The 16,916-nt window shown below is 69.8% G+C and carries 12 protein-coding genes; 5 read left to right on the top strand and 7 right to left on the bottom strand.

What is annotated here, in order from left to right:
- Nucleotides 1-129 precede the first annotated feature (129 nt).
- A complete protein-coding gene (locus tag P3T34_RS11915) occupies nucleotides 130-6,381 on the top strand; it encodes an RHS repeat-associated core domain-containing protein (protein ID WP_280666004.1) in 6,252 nt (2,083 codons plus the stop codon).
- Between the two features lie 686 nt (nucleotides 6,382-7,067).
- Here P3T34_RS11915 and P3T34_RS11910 read toward each other — a convergent pair.
- Nucleotides 7,068-7,259 carry a hypothetical protein gene (locus P3T34_RS11910; RefSeq protein WP_280666003.1) on the bottom strand — a complete coding sequence of 64 codons (192 nt, stop codon included), beginning with the start codon at nucleotides 7,257-7,259 and terminating at the stop codon, nucleotides 7,068-7,070.
- Nucleotides 7,260-7,323: 64 nt separating this feature from the next.
- Here P3T34_RS11910 and P3T34_RS11905 point away from each other — a divergent pair, with 64 nt between their 5' ends.
- Complete coding sequence (locus P3T34_RS11905) at nucleotides 7,324-7,584, top strand: hypothetical protein (protein ID WP_280666002.1); 261 nt, start codon at nucleotides 7,324-7,326, stop codon at nucleotides 7,582-7,584.
- A 34-nt stretch (nucleotides 7,585-7,618) separates the two neighbouring features.
- Here P3T34_RS11905 and hemC read toward each other — a convergent pair whose 3' ends face one another.
- Together hemC and P3T34_RS11895 are read right to left on the bottom strand one after the other, a co-directional pair.
- Nucleotides 7,619-8,584, bottom strand: a complete 966-nt coding sequence (gene hemC, locus P3T34_RS11900) for a hydroxymethylbilane synthase (RefSeq protein ID WP_280666001.1) — start codon at nucleotides 8,582-8,584, stop codon at nucleotides 7,619-7,621.
- A gap of 88 nt (nucleotides 8,585-8,672) precedes the next feature.
- Nucleotides 8,673-9,668, bottom strand: a complete 996-nt coding sequence (locus P3T34_RS11895) for a transglycosylase SLT domain-containing protein (RefSeq protein ID WP_280666000.1) — start codon at nucleotides 9,666-9,668, stop codon at nucleotides 8,673-8,675.
- A 420-nt stretch (nucleotides 9,669-10,088) separates the two neighbouring features.
- Between P3T34_RS11895 and P3T34_RS11890 the strand changes: the two genes are divergently transcribed.
- Nucleotides 10,089-12,152, top strand: coding sequence for an NEW3 domain-containing protein (locus P3T34_RS11890; protein WP_280671997.1), 2,064 nt, complete (start codon nucleotides 10,089-10,091; stop codon nucleotides 12,150-12,152).
- A gap of 58 nt (nucleotides 12,153-12,210) precedes the next feature.
- Here P3T34_RS11890 and P3T34_RS11885 read toward each other — a convergent pair whose 3' ends face one another.
- Nucleotides 12,211-13,218 carry a phosphotransferase gene (locus tag P3T34_RS11885; protein WP_280665999.1) on the bottom strand — a complete coding sequence of 336 codons (1,008 nt, stop codon included), beginning with the start codon at nucleotides 13,216-13,218 and terminating at the stop codon, nucleotides 12,211-12,213.
- 75 nt (nucleotides 13,219-13,293) lie between these two features.
- A complete protein-coding gene (locus P3T34_RS11880) occupies nucleotides 13,294-13,800 on the bottom strand; it encodes a pyridoxamine 5'-phosphate oxidase family protein (protein WP_280671995.1) in 507 nt (168 codons plus the stop codon).
- A gap of 226 nt (nucleotides 13,801-14,026) precedes the next feature.
- Here P3T34_RS11880 and P3T34_RS11875 point away from each other — a divergent pair, with 226 nt between their 5' ends.
- On the top strand, nucleotides 14,027-14,623 hold the full coding sequence (locus P3T34_RS11875) for a PadR family transcriptional regulator (RefSeq protein ID WP_280665998.1): 597 nt from the start codon (nucleotides 14,027-14,029) through the stop codon (nucleotides 14,621-14,623).
- A 53-nt stretch (nucleotides 14,624-14,676) separates the two neighbouring features.
- Here P3T34_RS11875 and P3T34_RS11870 read toward each other — a convergent pair whose 3' ends face one another.
- Complete coding sequence (locus tag P3T34_RS11870) at nucleotides 14,677-14,895, bottom strand: hypothetical protein (RefSeq protein ID WP_280665997.1); 219 nt, start codon at nucleotides 14,893-14,895, stop codon at nucleotides 14,677-14,679.
- Between the two features lie 346 nt (nucleotides 14,896-15,241).
- Between P3T34_RS11870 and P3T34_RS11865 the strand changes: the two genes are divergently transcribed.
- Nucleotides 15,242-15,949 (top strand): bifunctional DNA primase/polymerase, encoded by a 708-nt coding sequence (locus tag P3T34_RS11865; RefSeq protein WP_280665996.1) that lies wholly within the window; start codon nucleotides 15,242-15,244, stop codon nucleotides 15,947-15,949.
- Between the two features lie 29 nt (nucleotides 15,950-15,978).
- Here P3T34_RS11865 and map read toward each other — a convergent pair whose 3' ends face one another.
- Nucleotides 15,979-16,836: a type I methionyl aminopeptidase gene (gene map, locus P3T34_RS11860; RefSeq protein ID WP_280671993.1), complete on the bottom strand. Its 858-nt coding sequence runs from the start codon at nucleotides 16,834-16,836 to the stop codon at nucleotides 15,979-15,981.
- Between the last annotated feature and the right edge of the window lie 80 nt (nucleotides 16,837-16,916).

The raw sequence follows: 16,916 nt of genomic DNA, 5'->3' as shown, positions 1-16,916 counted from the left end.
ACCGGGAGACAAAATGGGCGCGGCGCTGCTCGCGGCTGGGCGGTAGCCCTGCTGGCGGGCGCGCTGACGGCTGGGAGCGTCGTGGCGGCGCCGGTGGCTTTGGCTGCCGGGGTGCATCCGGCGCCGGCTGTGGCGCATGACAAGTCGATACCGGTGGCGGCGGTGAAGGGCCACTACCAGCAGCCGAAGCCGATGCCGAAGTGGCAGCCGACGAAGACTGTCTGGCCGTCGGGCAGTGCGGCCGCCGTGCTGGCGGCCCCCGGTGGCAAGGCCGGTGCGGCGGTGCAGGCCGGTTCGCTGCCGGTGCGGGTCGCTCCAGCGGCGGGGCGTGCGCAGGGGGTTCCGCTGAGCCCGTCGGCGCTGGCGGCCGCCTCGCCGTCGAGTGTGCAGGTGACGGTGGCGCCGCGTGCGGCCGCTTCGGCGGTGGGCGTGAACGGTGTGCTGTGGTCGGTGCAGCGCGGTGATGCCGCTGCTGTGTCGGGGGCGGCGCATGTGGCGCTGTCGTACGGTCAGTTCCAGGACGCCTTCGGTGGCGACTGGGCCTCGCGGCTGTCGCTGGTGGAGTTGCCGGCGTGTGCGCTGACGACACCGAACGTGGCCGCGTGCCGGGTGGAGACGCCGGTTGCCTTCCACAACGACGTCAAGGGCCAGAGTCTGGAGGCGGACCTCGCGGTCCCACCGGCCGCCACGCAGACCACCGCGCAGAGCGGTAAGGCGGCGGGGGCGAGCGCGTTCGCGGTCAGGGCGGCGGCGGCGCCGATGGTGCTGGCGGCAGCCGCGAGCGGCTCGGGTTCGGGCGGGGGCGGTGGTGATTTCACGGCCACCAGCCTGAAGCCGTCCGGCTCCTGGCAGGCCGGCGGGTCCGCGGACGCGTTCGACTGGTCCTACCAGCTGCCCACCCCCGCGGTGCCGGGCGGGCTGGAGCCGAAGCTGGGCCTGTCCTACGACTCGCAGGGCGTGGACGGGCTGACGTCCTCCACGAACAACCAGGCCTCACTGGTGGGTGACGGCTGGCAGCTGCCGCAGTCCTTCATCGAGCGGTCCTACGCCTCGTGCAGCCAGAACCCGGCCGGCCCCACCCAGACCGGTGACAACTGCTGGTCCAACAGCAACACCCTCACCCTGTCGTTCAACGGCAACACCACCACCCTGGTCAAGGACGACACCACCGGCACCTACCGCGCCCAGGGTGACTCGAACGACCGCATCGACTACCTGACCGGTGCCGCGAACGGCGCGCAGGGCGGGGAGTACTTCCGGGTCACGACGACCGACGGCACGCAGTACTACTTCGGTATGAACCAGCTGCCGGGCTGGGCGTCGGGCAACGCGGTGACGAACTCGGTGTGGACCGAGCCGGTCTACGCCACCGCCGCGGGCCAGCCCTGCTACAACGCGACGTTCGCCAACTCCTCGTGCCAGCAGGCCTACCGGTGGAACCTCGACTACGTGGTGGACACCCACCAGGACGCGGTCTCGTACTTCTACACCACCGAGCAGGGCTCCTACGCGCCCGACCTGACCACCACCGCCAGCGCGTCCTACACCCGCGGCGGCTACCTCTCCAAGATCCAGTACGGTCAGCGGGCCGGCCAGGTCTACGCCACCCAGCCCGCCGGCCAGGTGTCCTTCACCGTCAACGGGCGCTGCAACACCTCCCCCACCGGCTGCGACCCCTCGACGCTGAACAGTTCGACGGCGGCGAACTTCCCCGACGTCCCCTACGACCTGAACTGCGCCAGTGGCGCGGCCTGCCAGACGCAGTCGCCGACGTTCTGGTCCCAGGAGGAGCTGACCGGGGTGCAGACCTCGGCGCTGGTCGGCTCCACGCTGACGCCCGTCGACTCCTGGGCGCTGACGTACTCCTTCCCCGCCACCGGTGACTCCACGACGCCGTCGCTGTGGCTGAACTCCATCACCCACACCGGCCAGGACACCAGCGGTGGCGGCAGCTCGATCGCGCTGCCCGCGGTGGTCTTCACCGGGCGGCCGCTGTCGAATCGGGTGAACGTCACCAACGGCTACCCGCCGCTCACCCGCCAGCGCCTGACCGGCATCACCACCGAGACCGGCGAGAACATCACGGTCGGCTACTCCAGCGCGGCCTGCGCCGGCGGCACGCCCTCGGACGCCTCGCAGAACGGCTCGCTCTGCTTCCCGGACTACTGGACACCCACCGGGCAGACCACGCCGATGCTGGACTGGTTCAACAAGTTCATCGTCACCGCCGTCACCGAGCAGGACCCCACCGGCGGCTCCGCCAACGACACCGTGGTCACCAGCTACACCCCGGTCGGCAGCCCCGCCTGGCACTACAACGACAACCCGCTCACCCCCACCGCCCAGCGCACCTGGGACCAGTGGCGCGGCTACCAGGGCATGACCGTCTCCACCGGCACCGCCCCCGACCCGGTCACCCGCACCCAGTACACCTACTTCCGGGGCATGAACGGCGACACCCTGCCGAACTCCGGCACCCGCACCGCCACCGTCGCCGACTCCCGCGGCGACCCGGCCGTCACCGACTCCGACCAGTTCGCCGGATCGACGTACGAGACGCAGGAGTTCAACGGCTCCGCCACCGTCACCGACACCATCGACGACCCCTGGACGTCGGCGGCCACCGCCACCCACGCCCTGACCGGCGGACTCCCCACTCAGCAGGCCTTCCTGACCGGCACTGCGGACAGCAAGGTCTACACGCCCCTGGCCTCCGGGAGCACCCGCACCACTGAGACCGACTACACCCACGACGCCTACGGCCGCGTGAGCGCCACCAACGACCAGGGCGACACCTCCACCACGGCCGACGACCTGTGCACCACCGTCAGCTACGCGGACAACACCACGGCCTGGATCCTCGACAAGACCGCCGAATCCAAGACCGTCTCCGTCAACTGCTCCACCACCCCGTCACTCCCCGCCAACGCGGTCAGTGACGACCTCACCTTCTACGACTCCTCCACCACCCTCGGCGCCCCGCCCACCATCGGCGACGCGACCATGACCCAGCACGCGACGTCCTACACCGGCTCGACACCGGTCTACACGACGATGCAGACCACCACCGTCGACCAGTACGGCCGACCCACCGCCGCCTACGACGCACTGGCCCGTAAGACCGCCACCGCCTACACCCCGGCCACCGGCGCCGAACCCACCTCGGTCGCGGTCACCGACCCGCTCAGCCACACCACCACCACCAGCTACGACCCGCTGCGCGACCTGCCGCTCGTCAAGACCGACCCGGCCGGCTACGTCACCACCCAGCAGTACGACGCACTGGGCCGCCTCACCGCCGTCTACCAGCCCGGCCAGAGCGCACCCAGCCCACCCAACCTCAAGTACACCTACACCGTCTCCAACAGCGGCCCCTCCGTCGTCGACACCTACACCCTCAACGACGACGACTCCTACCGCCTGACCGAAGCCCTCTACGACGCGATGCTGCGCACGCGTGAGACGCAGACGCAGACCGTGGATGGCGGGCGGACCATCACCGACACGATGTACAACACCGACGGCTGGCAGTCCGAGACCACCGACCCGTACTACAACTCCGGTGCCGTCTCCACCACCTACGTCCAGGCCCAGGTCGGCCAGGTCCCCTCCGAGACCGGCTACAGCTACGACCAGGCCGGCCGCAAGACCGCCGCCATCGCCTACGCGCTGGGCACCCAGACCTGGCAGACCACCACCAGCTACGGCGGCAACTTCACCACCACCGTCCCCCCGGCCGGCCAGACCCCCACCACCGTCGTCACCGACGCACGCGGCCAGCAGACCGACCTGATCCAGTACAAGACCGGCATGCCGACCGACTACGTCAACGACCCGGCCGCCGACTACACCGACACCAAGTACACCTACACCCCCGCCGGCAAGCAGGCCACCGAGACCGACCCGGCCGGCAACACCTGGTCGTGGAACTACAACCTGCTCGGCCAGCAGACCGACGCCTACGACCCCGACACCGGCCACAGCCAGAGCACCTACGACGCCGCCGGACAGCTCACCACCTCCACCGACGCCCGCAGCAAGCAGACCACCACCACCTACGACCTCGACGGCCGCAAGACCGCCAACTACGACACCACCACCACCCAGACGCTCTCCGCCGCCAACAAGGTCGCCGCCTGGACCTACGACACCCTGAAGAAGGGCCTGCCCACCGCCACCACCTCCTACTCGAACGGCGACACCTACACCAATACCGTCCTGGCCTACAACAACCTCGGCAAACCCGCCGCCAACCGCATCAACCTCACCGGCGAGGGCACCGCCCTGGTCCCCACCGCCGGATACACCACCACCTACGGCTACAGCCTCACCGGCCGCCTCACCAACCAGAACGACCCCGCCGAGGGCGGCCTGCCCGCCGAGAACCTGTCCTACCAGTACGACCAGTTCGGTGAGCCCACCACGATGAGCTCCGGCAGCGGCGACTACGTCCGCGCGGTGGGCTACGACGAGTACGGCCAGCCCGTCCAGTACTCCTTCGGCACCTCCGGCAACTTCGCCACCGCCAGCTACACCTACGACCCGCAGACCCGCGACATCACCGACATCCAGACCAGCGCCTCCACCGTCTCCGGCACCATCGACGACCTGAGCTACAACTACACCAACGCCACTGTCTCCAAGGGCGCCGGCCTGCTCGTCTCCACCACCGACAAGCAGAACGCCGCCACCACCACCGACACCCAGTGCTTCAGTTACGACTACGCCGCCCGTGCCCAGCAGGCCTGGACCGCCACCGACAACTGCACCGCCACCCCCACACCCGGCAACAGCGCCACCGTCGGCGGACCCATCGCCCCCTACTGGCAGTCCTGGACCTACGACGCGGCCGGCAACCGCACCACACAGACCGACCACGACACCACCGGCAACACCACCAACGACACCACCACCACCTACCAGTACCCCACCGCGGGATCCAGCACCGACCAACCCCACACCCTGACCAACACCACCGCCACCGGCCCCGGCGCCACCGCCAACACCGCCACCTACACCTACGACGCGGCCGGCAACACCAGCACCATCAACGGTGGCGCCCTCGGCAACCAGACCCTCACCTGGAACGACCAGGGCAAGCTCGCCAGCGACACCACCGCCGCAGGCCTCACCACCTACGTCTACGACGCCGACGGCAACCAGCTCCTGCGCCGCGACCCCGCCAGTACCACCCTCTACGCCGGCGACACCCAACTCGTCCTGACCGGAACCACCGTCACCGGCACCCGCTCCTACACCATCGGCGGCAAGACCACCGCAGTCCGCACCAGCAACAACACCGTCGACTACCTCGCCCCCGACCGCCAGGGCACCGACCAACTCACCATCGACGCCAGCACCCAGGCCGTCACCCGCCGCCAGTACCTCCCCTTCGGCCAAACCCGCGGCACCACCCCCACTACCTGGCCTGGCGACAACGGCTACATCAACGGCCACAACGACACCACCACCAACCTCGAAACCCTCGGGGCCCGCGTCTACGACACCACCACCGGCCGCTTCCTCAGCGCCGACCCCATCTTCGAAACCACCGACCCCACCCAAACCAACGGCTACGACTACGCCGGCAACAACCCCATCACCGGCTCCGACCCCACCGGCCTACGCTCCGAATGCGGCCAAAACGGCGACTCCGCCTGCGACCCCAACGCAGGACCCGCCGCCGGCGGCCACGGACCCGGCAGCTGCGGCGACACCGACAGCTGCTCACCGATCGTCGTCCATCAGCCCACCCGTCCTACTGTCTCGCATCCTGTCAAGAAAGCTGCATGCCATGGCTTCTGGGGCTGTGTAGGGCACGATTTCCACGGTGTCGTAAATGTCGCCGGAGCAGCTGCCCCATTCGTGACAACCCTCGCGATCGCCACTTCGTGGATACCCGGCGTCGATGCCATTACTGCTGGACTGTCTCTGGCCGTCGACGGTCTCGCTACGGTGGGGAGCATTTGGAATGTAGCCACCGATTTCACAGACAATGGATCCGGCGCGTTTGATCAGTGGCAGACTTATGCCGATGCTGGAGGGGCGCTCCTGGGCGTGGCCGGCTTTGGTACGTCCATACGCTCCGTGGTGCGGGCATCTGCAAAAGAATCTGCCGAGAATGCAGTCAGCGAGCTTGCCGCAAAGGCAAGGCTAAAGAATTCCGGGAATCCTCTGACAAAGAAGGATGCCCTTGCTGCGAGGGCAGCCCTTCCCGGGGCAAGGGCATCGCTCAGTGCGTCGAGCCTTGCGTCCGGCTATGCCAATAGTTTCGATCGTGCAGTCAATGCCGCCGGCGTGGCGGAGTCTGTTCCGACGAACGTTGGCGAGGGATCCTGGAACCCGTGGACTGTGCTCAGAAGCTATAACTGGGCCGGCTGACGCTTCATGACGGCATCGGAGGCCCCCCATTCCGAAGCAATCGGGTGCCTCCGCTTCACAGTTGGGAACCCTGATCGGTTCCAAAATGAGGCTAGCCGCCACCTGGAGGACCGTGTATAGTCTAGAATTATGATTCTGGCTGACTCCTATTTCGAGCTGAACTCGCTTCCGATCGGGATCATGTGGATCCTTGCAGCCGTGGGGATTCTCTTCTTTTCTGGAGTTTTGTTCTGGATGATGCCATCTCGACTCCGCTCCGGACAGGGAGGGGCTTCAGTTGCTCTGGCCATGGCACTATTCGTAGCGTGGGCAGCACTGAGCCATGACTCCCGAGGCGTACTGTGGGTTGGTGCATCTGGCTTTACTCTGGTCTCTCTCCCCTTGCTTTGGATGGGGAGACTCCCCGCCGATATGCCCTCTGCTCGAGATCCTGCCGCCCGTCAGCATCCGCGATATCGTGAGATAGAGCGGCGCGGTCGGATTGCGGGCCTTGCAATGGTAGTTCTGATCGTAATTGATCTTACTTTTTCCGCAATATTTCTCCACGGAATGTAGCGGTCAGCTAAGCGTCGACTCCCACAGGCGCAACCTGGCTGTGGGAAGTCGACGCGGTTCCATTCGCAGGTCGATAGCTGCGCCTACCCTGGCCGGCTCGTGCTGGAGGAAATGCGCAGGCTGGCGCAGCCTCACCGGCTGCCGCCGATCTTCTGCCCGGCGTAGACGCCGTTCCCCTGCATCACCTCGGTGTTGCCGTCGCCGACATTGATATCGCCGCCGACCACCAGCGCGTTGCCGCCGGGCAGCGCCGCGACCTGGTCGGGCGTCAGCTCCTGGCCAACCGTGAACCCGCCCCTGGACAGCCGCACTCTTTCGGCCACCCGCGCAATGGTCAAGACCGATGTCCGGGATGCGGCGCGTCGGATTGCGGGGGAGGGTCGGGGTATGGGCAGTGTGGTGATCCTTCTGGAGCTGGAGTCGTCCACCGAAGTGCTCGACGCCGGCGAGGTTGATGTCGGGGCGCGGGTGCGGTGGGTGCACGCGGCGGCTGAGGGCGGGGCGCGGACGTTGTGCGGGCTGGACACGGCGCCGCTGGAGTACGAGCCGTACCGGCCGGGCGGTCCGGACGAGCCGTGGTACCCGCCGCAGCACGGGACGCGCCGCTGTCAGGAGTGCGACGCGGCGCTTGGTGCCGCGGGCGGGTGACCCAGCCGGTCGGCCGGTCAGCCGGTCAGCCCGCTCAGTGCGGGATGCTGTCGATCAACTCCCGCGCTCCCTGGCGGAGCAGGGCGACCGCGACCGAGGTGCCGAGGGTGGCGGGGTCGAGTGGGCCGGCCCACTCGTGGGCGTCCAGGACGGTCTTGCCGTCGGGGGAGAAGACCCGGCCGCGCAGCGAGAGCCGGCCATCGCGTTCGGCGCGGGCGAAGCCGGCGATCGGGCTGTTGCAGTGGCCCTGCAGGACGTGCAGGAACATCCGCTCGGCGGTGGTCTCCCGCCAGGCCGCCGCGTCGCCAAGGGCCGCGACGGCCGCGCTGGTGGCGGCGTCGTCCTCGCGGCACTGCAGGGCGAGCACCCCGGCGCCGATCGGCGGGCACATCGTCTCCACCGAGAGGATCTCGGTGATCCGCTCCTCCAGCCCGATCCGAGCCAGTCCGGCGGCGGCCAGCAGAAGGGCGTCGGCTTCGCCGGCGTCCAGCTTCTCCAGCCGCCGGTTGGCGTTGCCGCGGAACGGGACGCAGACCAGCTGCGGGTGTGAGACCGCGAGTTGGGCGACCCGGCGGACGGAGGAGGTGCCGATCCGGGTGCCGGGCGGCAGTTGGTCGAGGGTGAGGCCACCGGGGTGGACCAGGGCGTCGCGGATGTCGTCGCGGCGCAGGAACGCGGCGAAGACCGTGCCGGTCGGCAGCGGCCGGTCGGCGGGTACGTCCTTGACGCAGTGCACCGCGAGATCGGCGTCACCGGCCAGCAGCGCGGCGTCCACCTCCTTGGTGAACGCGCCCTTGCCGCCGAGCGCCGAGAGGGCTCCCGGCCAGCGGTCGCCCGAGGTGGTGACGGGCACCACCTCGGTCCGCAGGCCGGGGTGCAGGGCGGCCAACTCGGTTCGGACGCGCTCCACCTGGGCCAGGGCCATGGGCGAGGAGCGGGACACGATCCGGATCGGACCGATGGGCGCGGGCGTGGGTGTGGGCGATGGCGACGACGACATGCCGTCCACGATAGAGCGCCGGACGGCTGCCGGTGGACTGTGGACACCAACAGCCGTTGTGACGACGCGCTTTGTTCGTATGTCAGTTCTAGTGCAGGCAGCTGCAGTTGGTCATCAGTGCCTCGACGCTGGTGACGTAGGACGGGTTGGGGATCACCTCGGCGCCGGTGACGGTGGTGACGCCGGTGGTCGGGTCGGTCGTGCTGGTGGTGTTGTAGTGGACGTTGCCCGCGCCCGCGTTGTAGGCGGCGACCACCACGTCGAGCAGCGGGTTCTTGCCGGTGACCGGGTCGGGCGTCAGGTCGTACTTGCCACCGAAGTCGGAGTCGCCGTAGTAGGCGACCAGTTCGTCCAGCAGCTCGGCGCCGAGGTCGGTGTTGCCGGCCAGCGTCTGCACGTCGTTCTTGGTGCCGAACTTGCCGTTCATCCAGGTCACGGTGGCCGGCATGAGCTGCATCGTGCCGATGCCGCCGTCGCACGCCTGGATGGCCGACTGCCAGCCGCTCTCCTGCCAGGCGATCGCCTTGACCAGGTTCACCGGCAGCGGCGGGAGCTTGTCGGTGCCGCCGCTGCTCAGGGTGAGCGTGCGGGACTTGCCGGCGGCGGCGGTGAGTGCGGAGCCGACCGCGCTCTGCGGCTGGTTGGTGCCGTTGAAGCTCTTGCAGCCGCCCTGCGCGGGCGGAGTCTGCTGCGGGGCGACCGGCGGGGGCGGCGGGGCGACCGGCCCCGCCTTGGCGACCGGTGCGGGCGCGGGGGCGGGCGCGGACTTCGCCGTCGTGGTGCCGGGCCGGGTCGAGGCCGGCGCGACCGTACCGGGCGCCGAGTGGCCGGGGGAGGGCGAGGCGCTGATCGAGGCGCTCGCGGACGCGCTGGCGGACGGGCTCGGCGAGGGGCTGGCGGGGCCGCTCGGCGCGGTCGAGGGCGACGGGTTCGGCCCGCTCGGCGGGTCGGCGGCGGTGACGGTCTGCACGTCGGCCGTGGTGTGCTTGGCGCCGAGGTCGCTGACTCCGTAGGCGGCTATCGCGCCGACCACCGCCACTGCCGCCAGTCCGGCCGCAGCCTTGTGACGTTTGCCGATCTGCATGGTCCCCACCCCGTGGTTGGTCGTACGTCGTACCCAGACAAGAGTTCGTCATCGTATCCACCGTCCGAACGGGGGCCGATGGCAGGTGGCGGCTGTTCGAAGTTGGGTGATTCCGCCGGGGTGTCCTCGGTGCGGCGCTGGCGGGATGCCGGTAAGACGGAGTGGTGGAAATCCGGACGGATCGGGATGTGATGCTCATGTCGCCTGCGGGAGTGGCGAGTTGACGCACCCAATCCGGTGTTAGTTATTGACCGGTGATGTGGAGTTTTGATTCCCTGGGGTCGCCATGCGCATGGCCAACGGACCTCGCACGCGTCCACCCTGCTCCCACCCCGCTCCCACACCTCGATCCTCACAAGTACCTCTCACCACCCAGGAGATGGCATGAAGAAGGCGTGGGCCGCACTGCTCGCCGCCGCCATGACGGCGGCGCCGCTGGCCGTCGTCACGGCGGCGGCGACACCGGCGGCCGCACTGGACAACGGGCTGGCGAAGACGCCCCCGATGGGCTGGAACGACTGGAACACCTTCGGCTGCAACGTCAGCGAGAAGCTGGTCGAGCAGATCGCCGACACCATGGTCGCCTCGGGCATGCAGCAGGCCGGCTACCAGTACGTCAACATCGACGACTGCTGGATGAGCAAGTCCCGTGACGCGGCGGGCAACCTCGTCCCCGACCCGGTCAAGTTCCCGGACGGCATCACCGGCGTCGCCGCGTACGTGCACAGCAAGGGGCTCAAGCTCGGCATCTACGAGAGCGCGGGCACGATGACCTGCGCCGGCTACCCGGGCAGCCTCGGCCACGAGGACGCGGACGCCGCCTCGTTCGCGTCCTGGGGTGTCGACTACCTCAAGTACGACAACTGCAACAACCAGAACATCCCCGGTCAGCAGCGGTACCAGGCGATGGGCGCGGCGCTGGCCAAGACCGGCCGTCCGATCGTCTACTCGCTCTGCAACTGGGGCAACGAGAACGTCGCCTCCTGGGGCGCCGGCGTCGGCAACCTCTGGCGCACCACCGGCGACATCAGCGCCGACTTCGGCTCGATGCTGGGCAACTTCCACACCAATGTCGCGCTGGCGGCCGGGGCCGGGCCGGGTGCCTGGAACGACCCGGACATGCTGGAGGTCGGCAACGGCATGACGCCGATCGAGGACCAGTCGGAGTTCTCGCTCTGGGCCGCGATGGCCGCCCCGCTGATCTCCGGCGCCGACCTGCGCACCGCGACCCCGCAGACCATGGCGATCTACACCAACCGCGACGTCATCGCCGTCGACCAGGACCCGCTGGGCAAGCAGGGCGTGGAGATCGCGAACAGCGGCGGCCTGGACGTGCTCGCCAAGCCGCTCGCCGACGGCAGCGTCGCGGTCGCCCTGTTCAACGAGAACGCGACCACCGCGACCATCAGCACGACCGCCCAGGCGGTCGGCCTGGGCGCCGCCAAGGGCTATACGCTGCACGACCTTTGGAGCAAGCGGACCACCGAGACGCCGGGTGCCATCAGCGCCGCCGTCCCGGGCCACGGCACCGTCCTCTACCGGGTGGCCAAGACCGACAAGCCCGGTACGTTCCCGCCGAGCATCTCGCTGGACACCGCGATCCCGGCCCAACTGAACGGCCCCACGGCCGTCGTGACGTCCGCCTTCACCAACAACGGCAGCTCGGCGGTCGGCAACGTCACCCTGGGACTGAACGCGCCGGCCGGCTGGCTGGTCAAGCCGCTCACCGCCACTGGCTTCGGCACCGTGCGCCCGGGTCGGATGGCCATCGCGGCCTTCCGGATCACCGCACCGACCGTGCTCACCAAGCCGATCGAGACCGACACCCTGACCGGGACGGTCAAGGCGCGCTGGAGCGGCGGCGACACCACGGGTGACTCGCCCGGTACCGTCCGGGTGGCCGCCCCGGTGCAGTCGCCGTACCTGACCTACAGCGACACCACGGCGGTCTTCGGGCAGTCCGGCACGCAGCTGGGCATCCTCGGCGGCGGCGCCGACGCGTGGGGCAGCACGGACGAGTACAGCACCGTCTACCGGCACGGCGCCGAGCACGACGGCTCGACCACCATCGTGCGGGTCACCGCCCAGGCAGCGACCAGCAGTTGGGCCAAGGCGGGCATCATGGTCCGCAACGACGTGACGGCGCCCGGCAGTTCGCCGGGCTACCTGATCCTCGCGGTCACCCCCGGCAACGGCTACGTGCTGCAGTGGGACAGCACCGGCAGCGGCCAGCTGGACAGCAACTCGGCACCGTCCGATTCGGGCCTGGGCGCTGCCAGTTACCCGACCTGGCTGAAGCTGGTGCGGACCGGCAGCAGCTACACCGGCTCCTACTCGACCGACGGCACCACCTGGACGACGGTCGGCAGCGCCACCGTTCCCGACGTCGCGGCCACCCAGGACGCGGGCGTCTTCATGACCGCCCACAACAACGGCGGCGGCACCACCGGAGAGGTCGACTTCGACAGCCTGAGCCAGAACTGATCCCAGCGCGCACAGGAGCCGCCGATCCACCCGGCAACCCGGCAACCCGGCTACCGGGTTAGATCGGCGGCTCCTCAAGGAGTTTCAGCATCCATCGGGCGGTCTCCGCAGCACCCGCCGCGTCGGTGGCGTCGGACGCCCCGGGGAAGAGCCGGCCCCAGGAGCATGCACGGCCGATCGCGCCCAGTCGCCACGCCAGGCTCACCGCACGCCGCAGTTCCGCCGCCGTCCGACCGTCCCCCGTCCAGGGTTCCAGGTACGCGTCCCGCAGCCGGGGCAGCACCTCGGGACCATGCTGGTCGCGGGCTCTGCCGGCCGGCACGAGGAAGCTGCAGAAGGGGTGCGAGACGCTGGCGTCGCCCCAGTCGAAGAACGTGCTGCGACCCGCCTCGGTGTGGAAGAGCTGACCGTCGTGCAGGTCGGAGTGGTCGAGCGAGTCGGCGACGCCGAGCCCGGCGAGCTCCGCGCACCAGTCCGCCAGGCGCGGGCGGAGTTCTCGCAGCCTGCCGTGCTCGTCCGCTCGCAGCGCGCTGTTCCCGGCGACGACCCGGTCGAAGAGCTCGGGGAGCGCGGCCGTCCGCGCGCTGGGCACGCCGAGTCGTTCGATCTCCTCGGCGTACGGGACGAGCGCGCGCTGCATGCTCGCGTACTGGCGCAGCGGCTGCTCCCAGGCGCGCGGATCGGCGGGCCCGCGGCTGAGCACGTCCTTGAAGAGCTCACCGCCATCGGGGAGCAGCGACCAGCCGCGCCCGGCGTCGACGGTGAGCGGCTCCAGTACGTGCTCCGGCACCCAGCGGGCCAGCGCGGAGGTGAGCGCCGCCTCGAAGGCGCTGGCGGGCGGATTGGCCTTGAACCACACGGGCTGCCGACCGTCGACGGTGAACCGCACCAGGACGGACCACGGCCGCAGCCGCACCCTGCGCTGCCCCGTCTCGCGCAGCCCGCGAGCAGCGAGCTCACGCTCCGCCCACCCGAGGGCGCTCTCCCGCCAGGCCGCCCGCTCCCAGGGCGTGACCGCCTCCGGGTACTGGCCGCGATCCACCACCGTCGACGTATCTCGTTGCATCGCGCCATCCCAGCACGGAACCCGCCGGGTCCTCCAACGGTTTTGCCCGGCGAGCGCCTCCGGTTTCACGCGGTCTCAGGCACCGCGTTCGCGTTCGCGTTCGTCCCGCTGCCGGATCAGCTCCTCGACCGCGCTCGGGAGGGTCGTCTCGAAGTCGATCAGCTTCGCCCAGGTCGGGGTCACGACGATCCGGACCATGCCGTCGTAGAGCGAGCGGACGCCGGCCTCCCACTCGACCCGCTGCTCGGGCGTCATCGTGTAGGAGCCGTTCATCTGGAGGAACTCCTCCGGGATGCCCTCGACTTCGTCCAATTCGGCCCGACCGCGGATGAGCAGCATCTTCGGCGGATGCACCTCGGTGTCGATCGTCAGCGCGACCGCCGGGTTGCGGCGCAGAGCCGGCAGCTTAGCGGCGTTCTTCGACGTGCACATGACGACTTCCGAGCCGTTCCAGTGGAAGCCGATCGGAATGGCCCGGGGCGTGCCGTCCGTGGCGACGTAGGCCAGCCGGGTCAGGTCACGGGCCAGGAGCTCCCGGCTGAGCGGACGGTTCAGAACCTCGGCGATCTCACTCGGCTGCACGGTCGGACCCACCTTCCAGCGCTCGTTCACCAGTCCTCCCAGCGTAGGTACGGAAGGGCGGTACCGACTATCGGTAGGCGTTGACGAGCGACAGTTACCGATATATCGTCGAAGTATCGAGACACTACTTCGAGAGGTGGTGCGCATCATGCGCGCGGAATTTTCGTACGGCCCCGGTGGCCGTAGGCGTGGGCACGGCAGGCGGCGGGGCCCCGGGTTCGGGGGGATGCCGGGGATGCCGGGGGAGCGTGGTGAAGGGCGCGGGCGCGGGGGGTTCGGGCCGCCGCCGTTCGGGCCGCCGTTCGGCGGGGGCGGGCCCTTCGGCGGCGGTGGGCCGTTCGGGCATGGCGGGGGCGGCCGGGGGCGTGGGCGACACGGTGGCAGGGCGCGGCGCGGGGACGTCCGGGCGTCGCTGCTGGCGCTGCTCAAGGACCGGCCGATGCACGGCTACGAGATGATCACCGAGATCGGTGAGCGGACCGAGGGCGCGTGGCGTCCGAGTCCGGGTTCGGTCTACCCGACCCTCCAGCTACTGGAGGAGGAGGGGCTGATCGCGGCTCAGGAGTCCAGTGGCAAGCGGCTGTTCGGGTTGACCGAGGCCGGCCGGGCCGAGGCTGAGGCGGGTCCGGCGGAGCCGTGGATGCAGACCGGCCGCGAGGTCGGCTGGGAGGCGGTGCAGGAGGTCGGTCAGGCGCTGGCCTCGGTGGACCACGCGATCCGCCAGGTGATGGCGACCGGCACCGAGGAGCAGCGGGTCAAGGGGCTCGCGGTCCTGGTCGAGGCCCGCAAGAAGCTCTACCTGATCCTCGCCGACGAGGGGTAGGGCGAGGGGTAGCAAAAGGCGGAGCGGAAGGTGAGAAGGGCCACAGGGGCCGGTTATTCCGGTGGCGGTGCGTACTCGTACCGCCACCGGGCGCGGCCCTTGGCGTCGTACTGCTTGGCCCGCACATAACGCAGCGTCTGGGCCGGGACGTCCCCGTGCGCGGGCACCGGGACGCTGTAGACCTTGGGAACGGCGTTGAATGGGGACAGCAGTACGGGCAGCACCCGGCCGTCCAGTGGCCCGCCCACGAATTCGGTCTCCGCACTCCTCATCGCACCAGCCTCGCACCTGAACCGGCACCGGCCAAACGCCTCGGTAACCCCCCGGTCCGCGAGAGCCCCGCACTCCCTTATCCTGCTCTGTACGCCCCCGGGGTTCACCCGGGTCAGCGGCCCCGTGCGGGTCGGGTGGCGCGCTGAACTGCGCCTGCCCGCCGAGCTTCTGTTCTCGCGCTCCGCACCGTGGACCAAAGGCGTCGGCCGCCCGGTGACCCCGGCTCCGGCCGTCCGGCGATCGACCAGGTGCACTCGGGGAAGCAACGGGTGGTGCGGGGCGTTGCGTCGGATACTGCGTCGAACGCTGTGCCACACCCGACACAGCAGGTGCGAAAGGGGACCGATGGAAGCCAGCAGCAGGTGGACGACGTGGTGGCAGCGACGCGATCGGCAGCACCCCGGAACGGACATCGGCGGCGTGACTTCTCCCGCAGCCCGGCTGGACCTGCTGCTCGGCGCCGTCCGGGCCGGCTTCCCGCTGGCTCCGGCCGCTCATCCCGCGGGCCATCGCTGCTCGTGTGACCGGGTCGGCTGTCCGGCGCCCGCCCAGCACCCGGTCTCCTTCGCCTGGCAGTCGCAGGCCACCACCGACGCCGAGCAGCTCGGCCGCTGGCTCTCCCGCGACCCGCAGGCCAACTTCATCACCGCCACCGGGCGCGCCCACGACGTGCTGGACGTGCCCGCCGCGGCGGGCGTGCTGGCGCTGGAGCGGCTGGCCGAGCTGGGCGTCGAGGGCCCGGTTGCGGCGGTCGGCGAGGAGCGCTACCTCTTCTTCACCACCAGCCGTGGCACCCCCGCCGACGAGGACGAGTGGTGGTCCAGCGCGTTGGATACCCACCCCGACACCGTCTCCGAGCACCCCGGCCTGCGCTGGCACTGCCGCGGCTCGTACACCCTGCTGCCCCCGGCCGCCCTGCCGGACGGCTCGGAGGTGCGCTGGCTGCGCGGCCCCGAGCAGCCGCTGCCGGACCCGCTGCGCGTGCTGGACGTGCTGACGGACGCGTGCACCGAGGTGGGCGCGGTCGCCGAGGAGCAGTGGCTGATCGGCTGAGCAGCCGATCAGCCCGCTTACGGAAGTGCTTACGGAAGGGTGAGGATCTCCGCGCCGTCCGCGGTGACCACCAGGGTGTGCTCGAACTGCGCGGTGCGCTTGCGGTCCTTGGTGACCACCGTCCAGCCGTCCGGCCAGATCTCGTAGTCGTAGGTGCCCAGGGTCAGCATCGGCTCGATGGTGAAGGTCATCCCGGTGCGGATCACCTCGGTGGCCCGCTCACTGTCGTAGTGCGGGACGATCAGGCCGGAGTGGAACGAGGTGTTGATCCCGTGGCCGGTGAAGTCCCGGACCACGCCGTAGTCGAAGCGCTTCGCATAGGACTCGATGACCCGGCCGATCACATTGATCTGACGGCCGGGCTTGACCGCCTTGATCGCCCGGTTGAGCGACTCCCGGGTGCGCTCGACCAGCAGCCGCGACTCCTCGTCGACGTCCCCGCACAGGTAGGTGGCGTTGAGGTCGCCGTGCACCCCGTGGATGTAGGCGGTGGCGTCGATGTTGACGATGTCGCCGTCCTGGAGGACCGTCGAGTCCGGAATCCCGTGGCAGATCACCTCGTTGACGGAGGTGCAGATCGACTTGGGGAAGCCCCGGTAGCCGAGGTCGGAGGGGTAGGCGCCGTGGTCGCACATGTAGGCGTGGGCGACGGCGTCGAGTTCGTCGGTGGTGACGCCCGGGGCGATCAGCTTGGCGGCCTCCGCCATCGCCTGCGCGGCGATCCGGCTGGCGATCCGCATCTTGTCGATGGTCTCGGCGGTCTGCACCTCGGGCCCGGTGTACGGGGTCGGTCCGGGCTTGCCGACGTACTCCGGACGGGCGATGTGCGCCGGGACCTTGCGGACGGGGGACTGGGTGCCGGGAACGAGGTGAGCCATGGGCGCGATCCTATCCCTCGGGCCCGCCGCGCCACCGGCTGCGTGTGCGAAGCGGGTGACCGGGAATGATCACCCTGACGAGAGGAAGA

It is taken from the genome of Kitasatospora sp. MAP12-44 (assembly GCF_029892095.1).
In the GTDB taxonomy this organism is placed as follows: Bacteria; Actinomycetota; Actinomycetes; order Streptomycetales; family Streptomycetaceae; genus Kitasatospora.
This window is presented reverse-complemented; position numbering and strand designations above follow the sequence as displayed.

Coding starts and splice junctions, on each gene's coding strand:
- P3T34_RS11905 (WP_280666002.1), top strand. CDS start 7,324: ATGGGCAGTGTGGTGATCCTTCTGGAGCTGGAGTCGTCCACCGAAGTG.
- hemC (WP_280666001.1), bottom strand. CDS start 8,584: ATGTCGTCGTCGCCATCGCCCACACCCACGCCCGCGCCCATCGGTCCG.
- P3T34_RS11895 (WP_280666000.1), bottom strand. CDS start 9,668: ATGCAGATCGGCAAACGTCACAAGGCTGCGGCCGGACTGGCGGCAGTG.
- P3T34_RS11890 (WP_280671997.1), top strand. CDS start 10,089: ATGACGGCGGCGCCGCTGGCCGTCGTCACGGCGGCGGCGACACCGGCG.
- P3T34_RS11885 (WP_280665999.1), bottom strand. CDS start 13,218: ATGCAACGAGATACGTCGACGGTGGTGGATCGCGGCCAGTACCCGGAG.
- P3T34_RS11875 (WP_280665998.1), top strand. CDS start 14,027: ATGCCGGGGATGCCGGGGGAGCGTGGTGAAGGGCGCGGGCGCGGGGGG.
- P3T34_RS11870 (WP_280665997.1), bottom strand. CDS start 14,895: ATGAGGAGTGCGGAGACCGAATTCGTGGGCGGGCCACTGGACGGCCGG.
- P3T34_RS11865 (WP_280665996.1), top strand. CDS start 15,242: ATGGAAGCCAGCAGCAGGTGGACGACGTGGTGGCAGCGACGCGATCGG.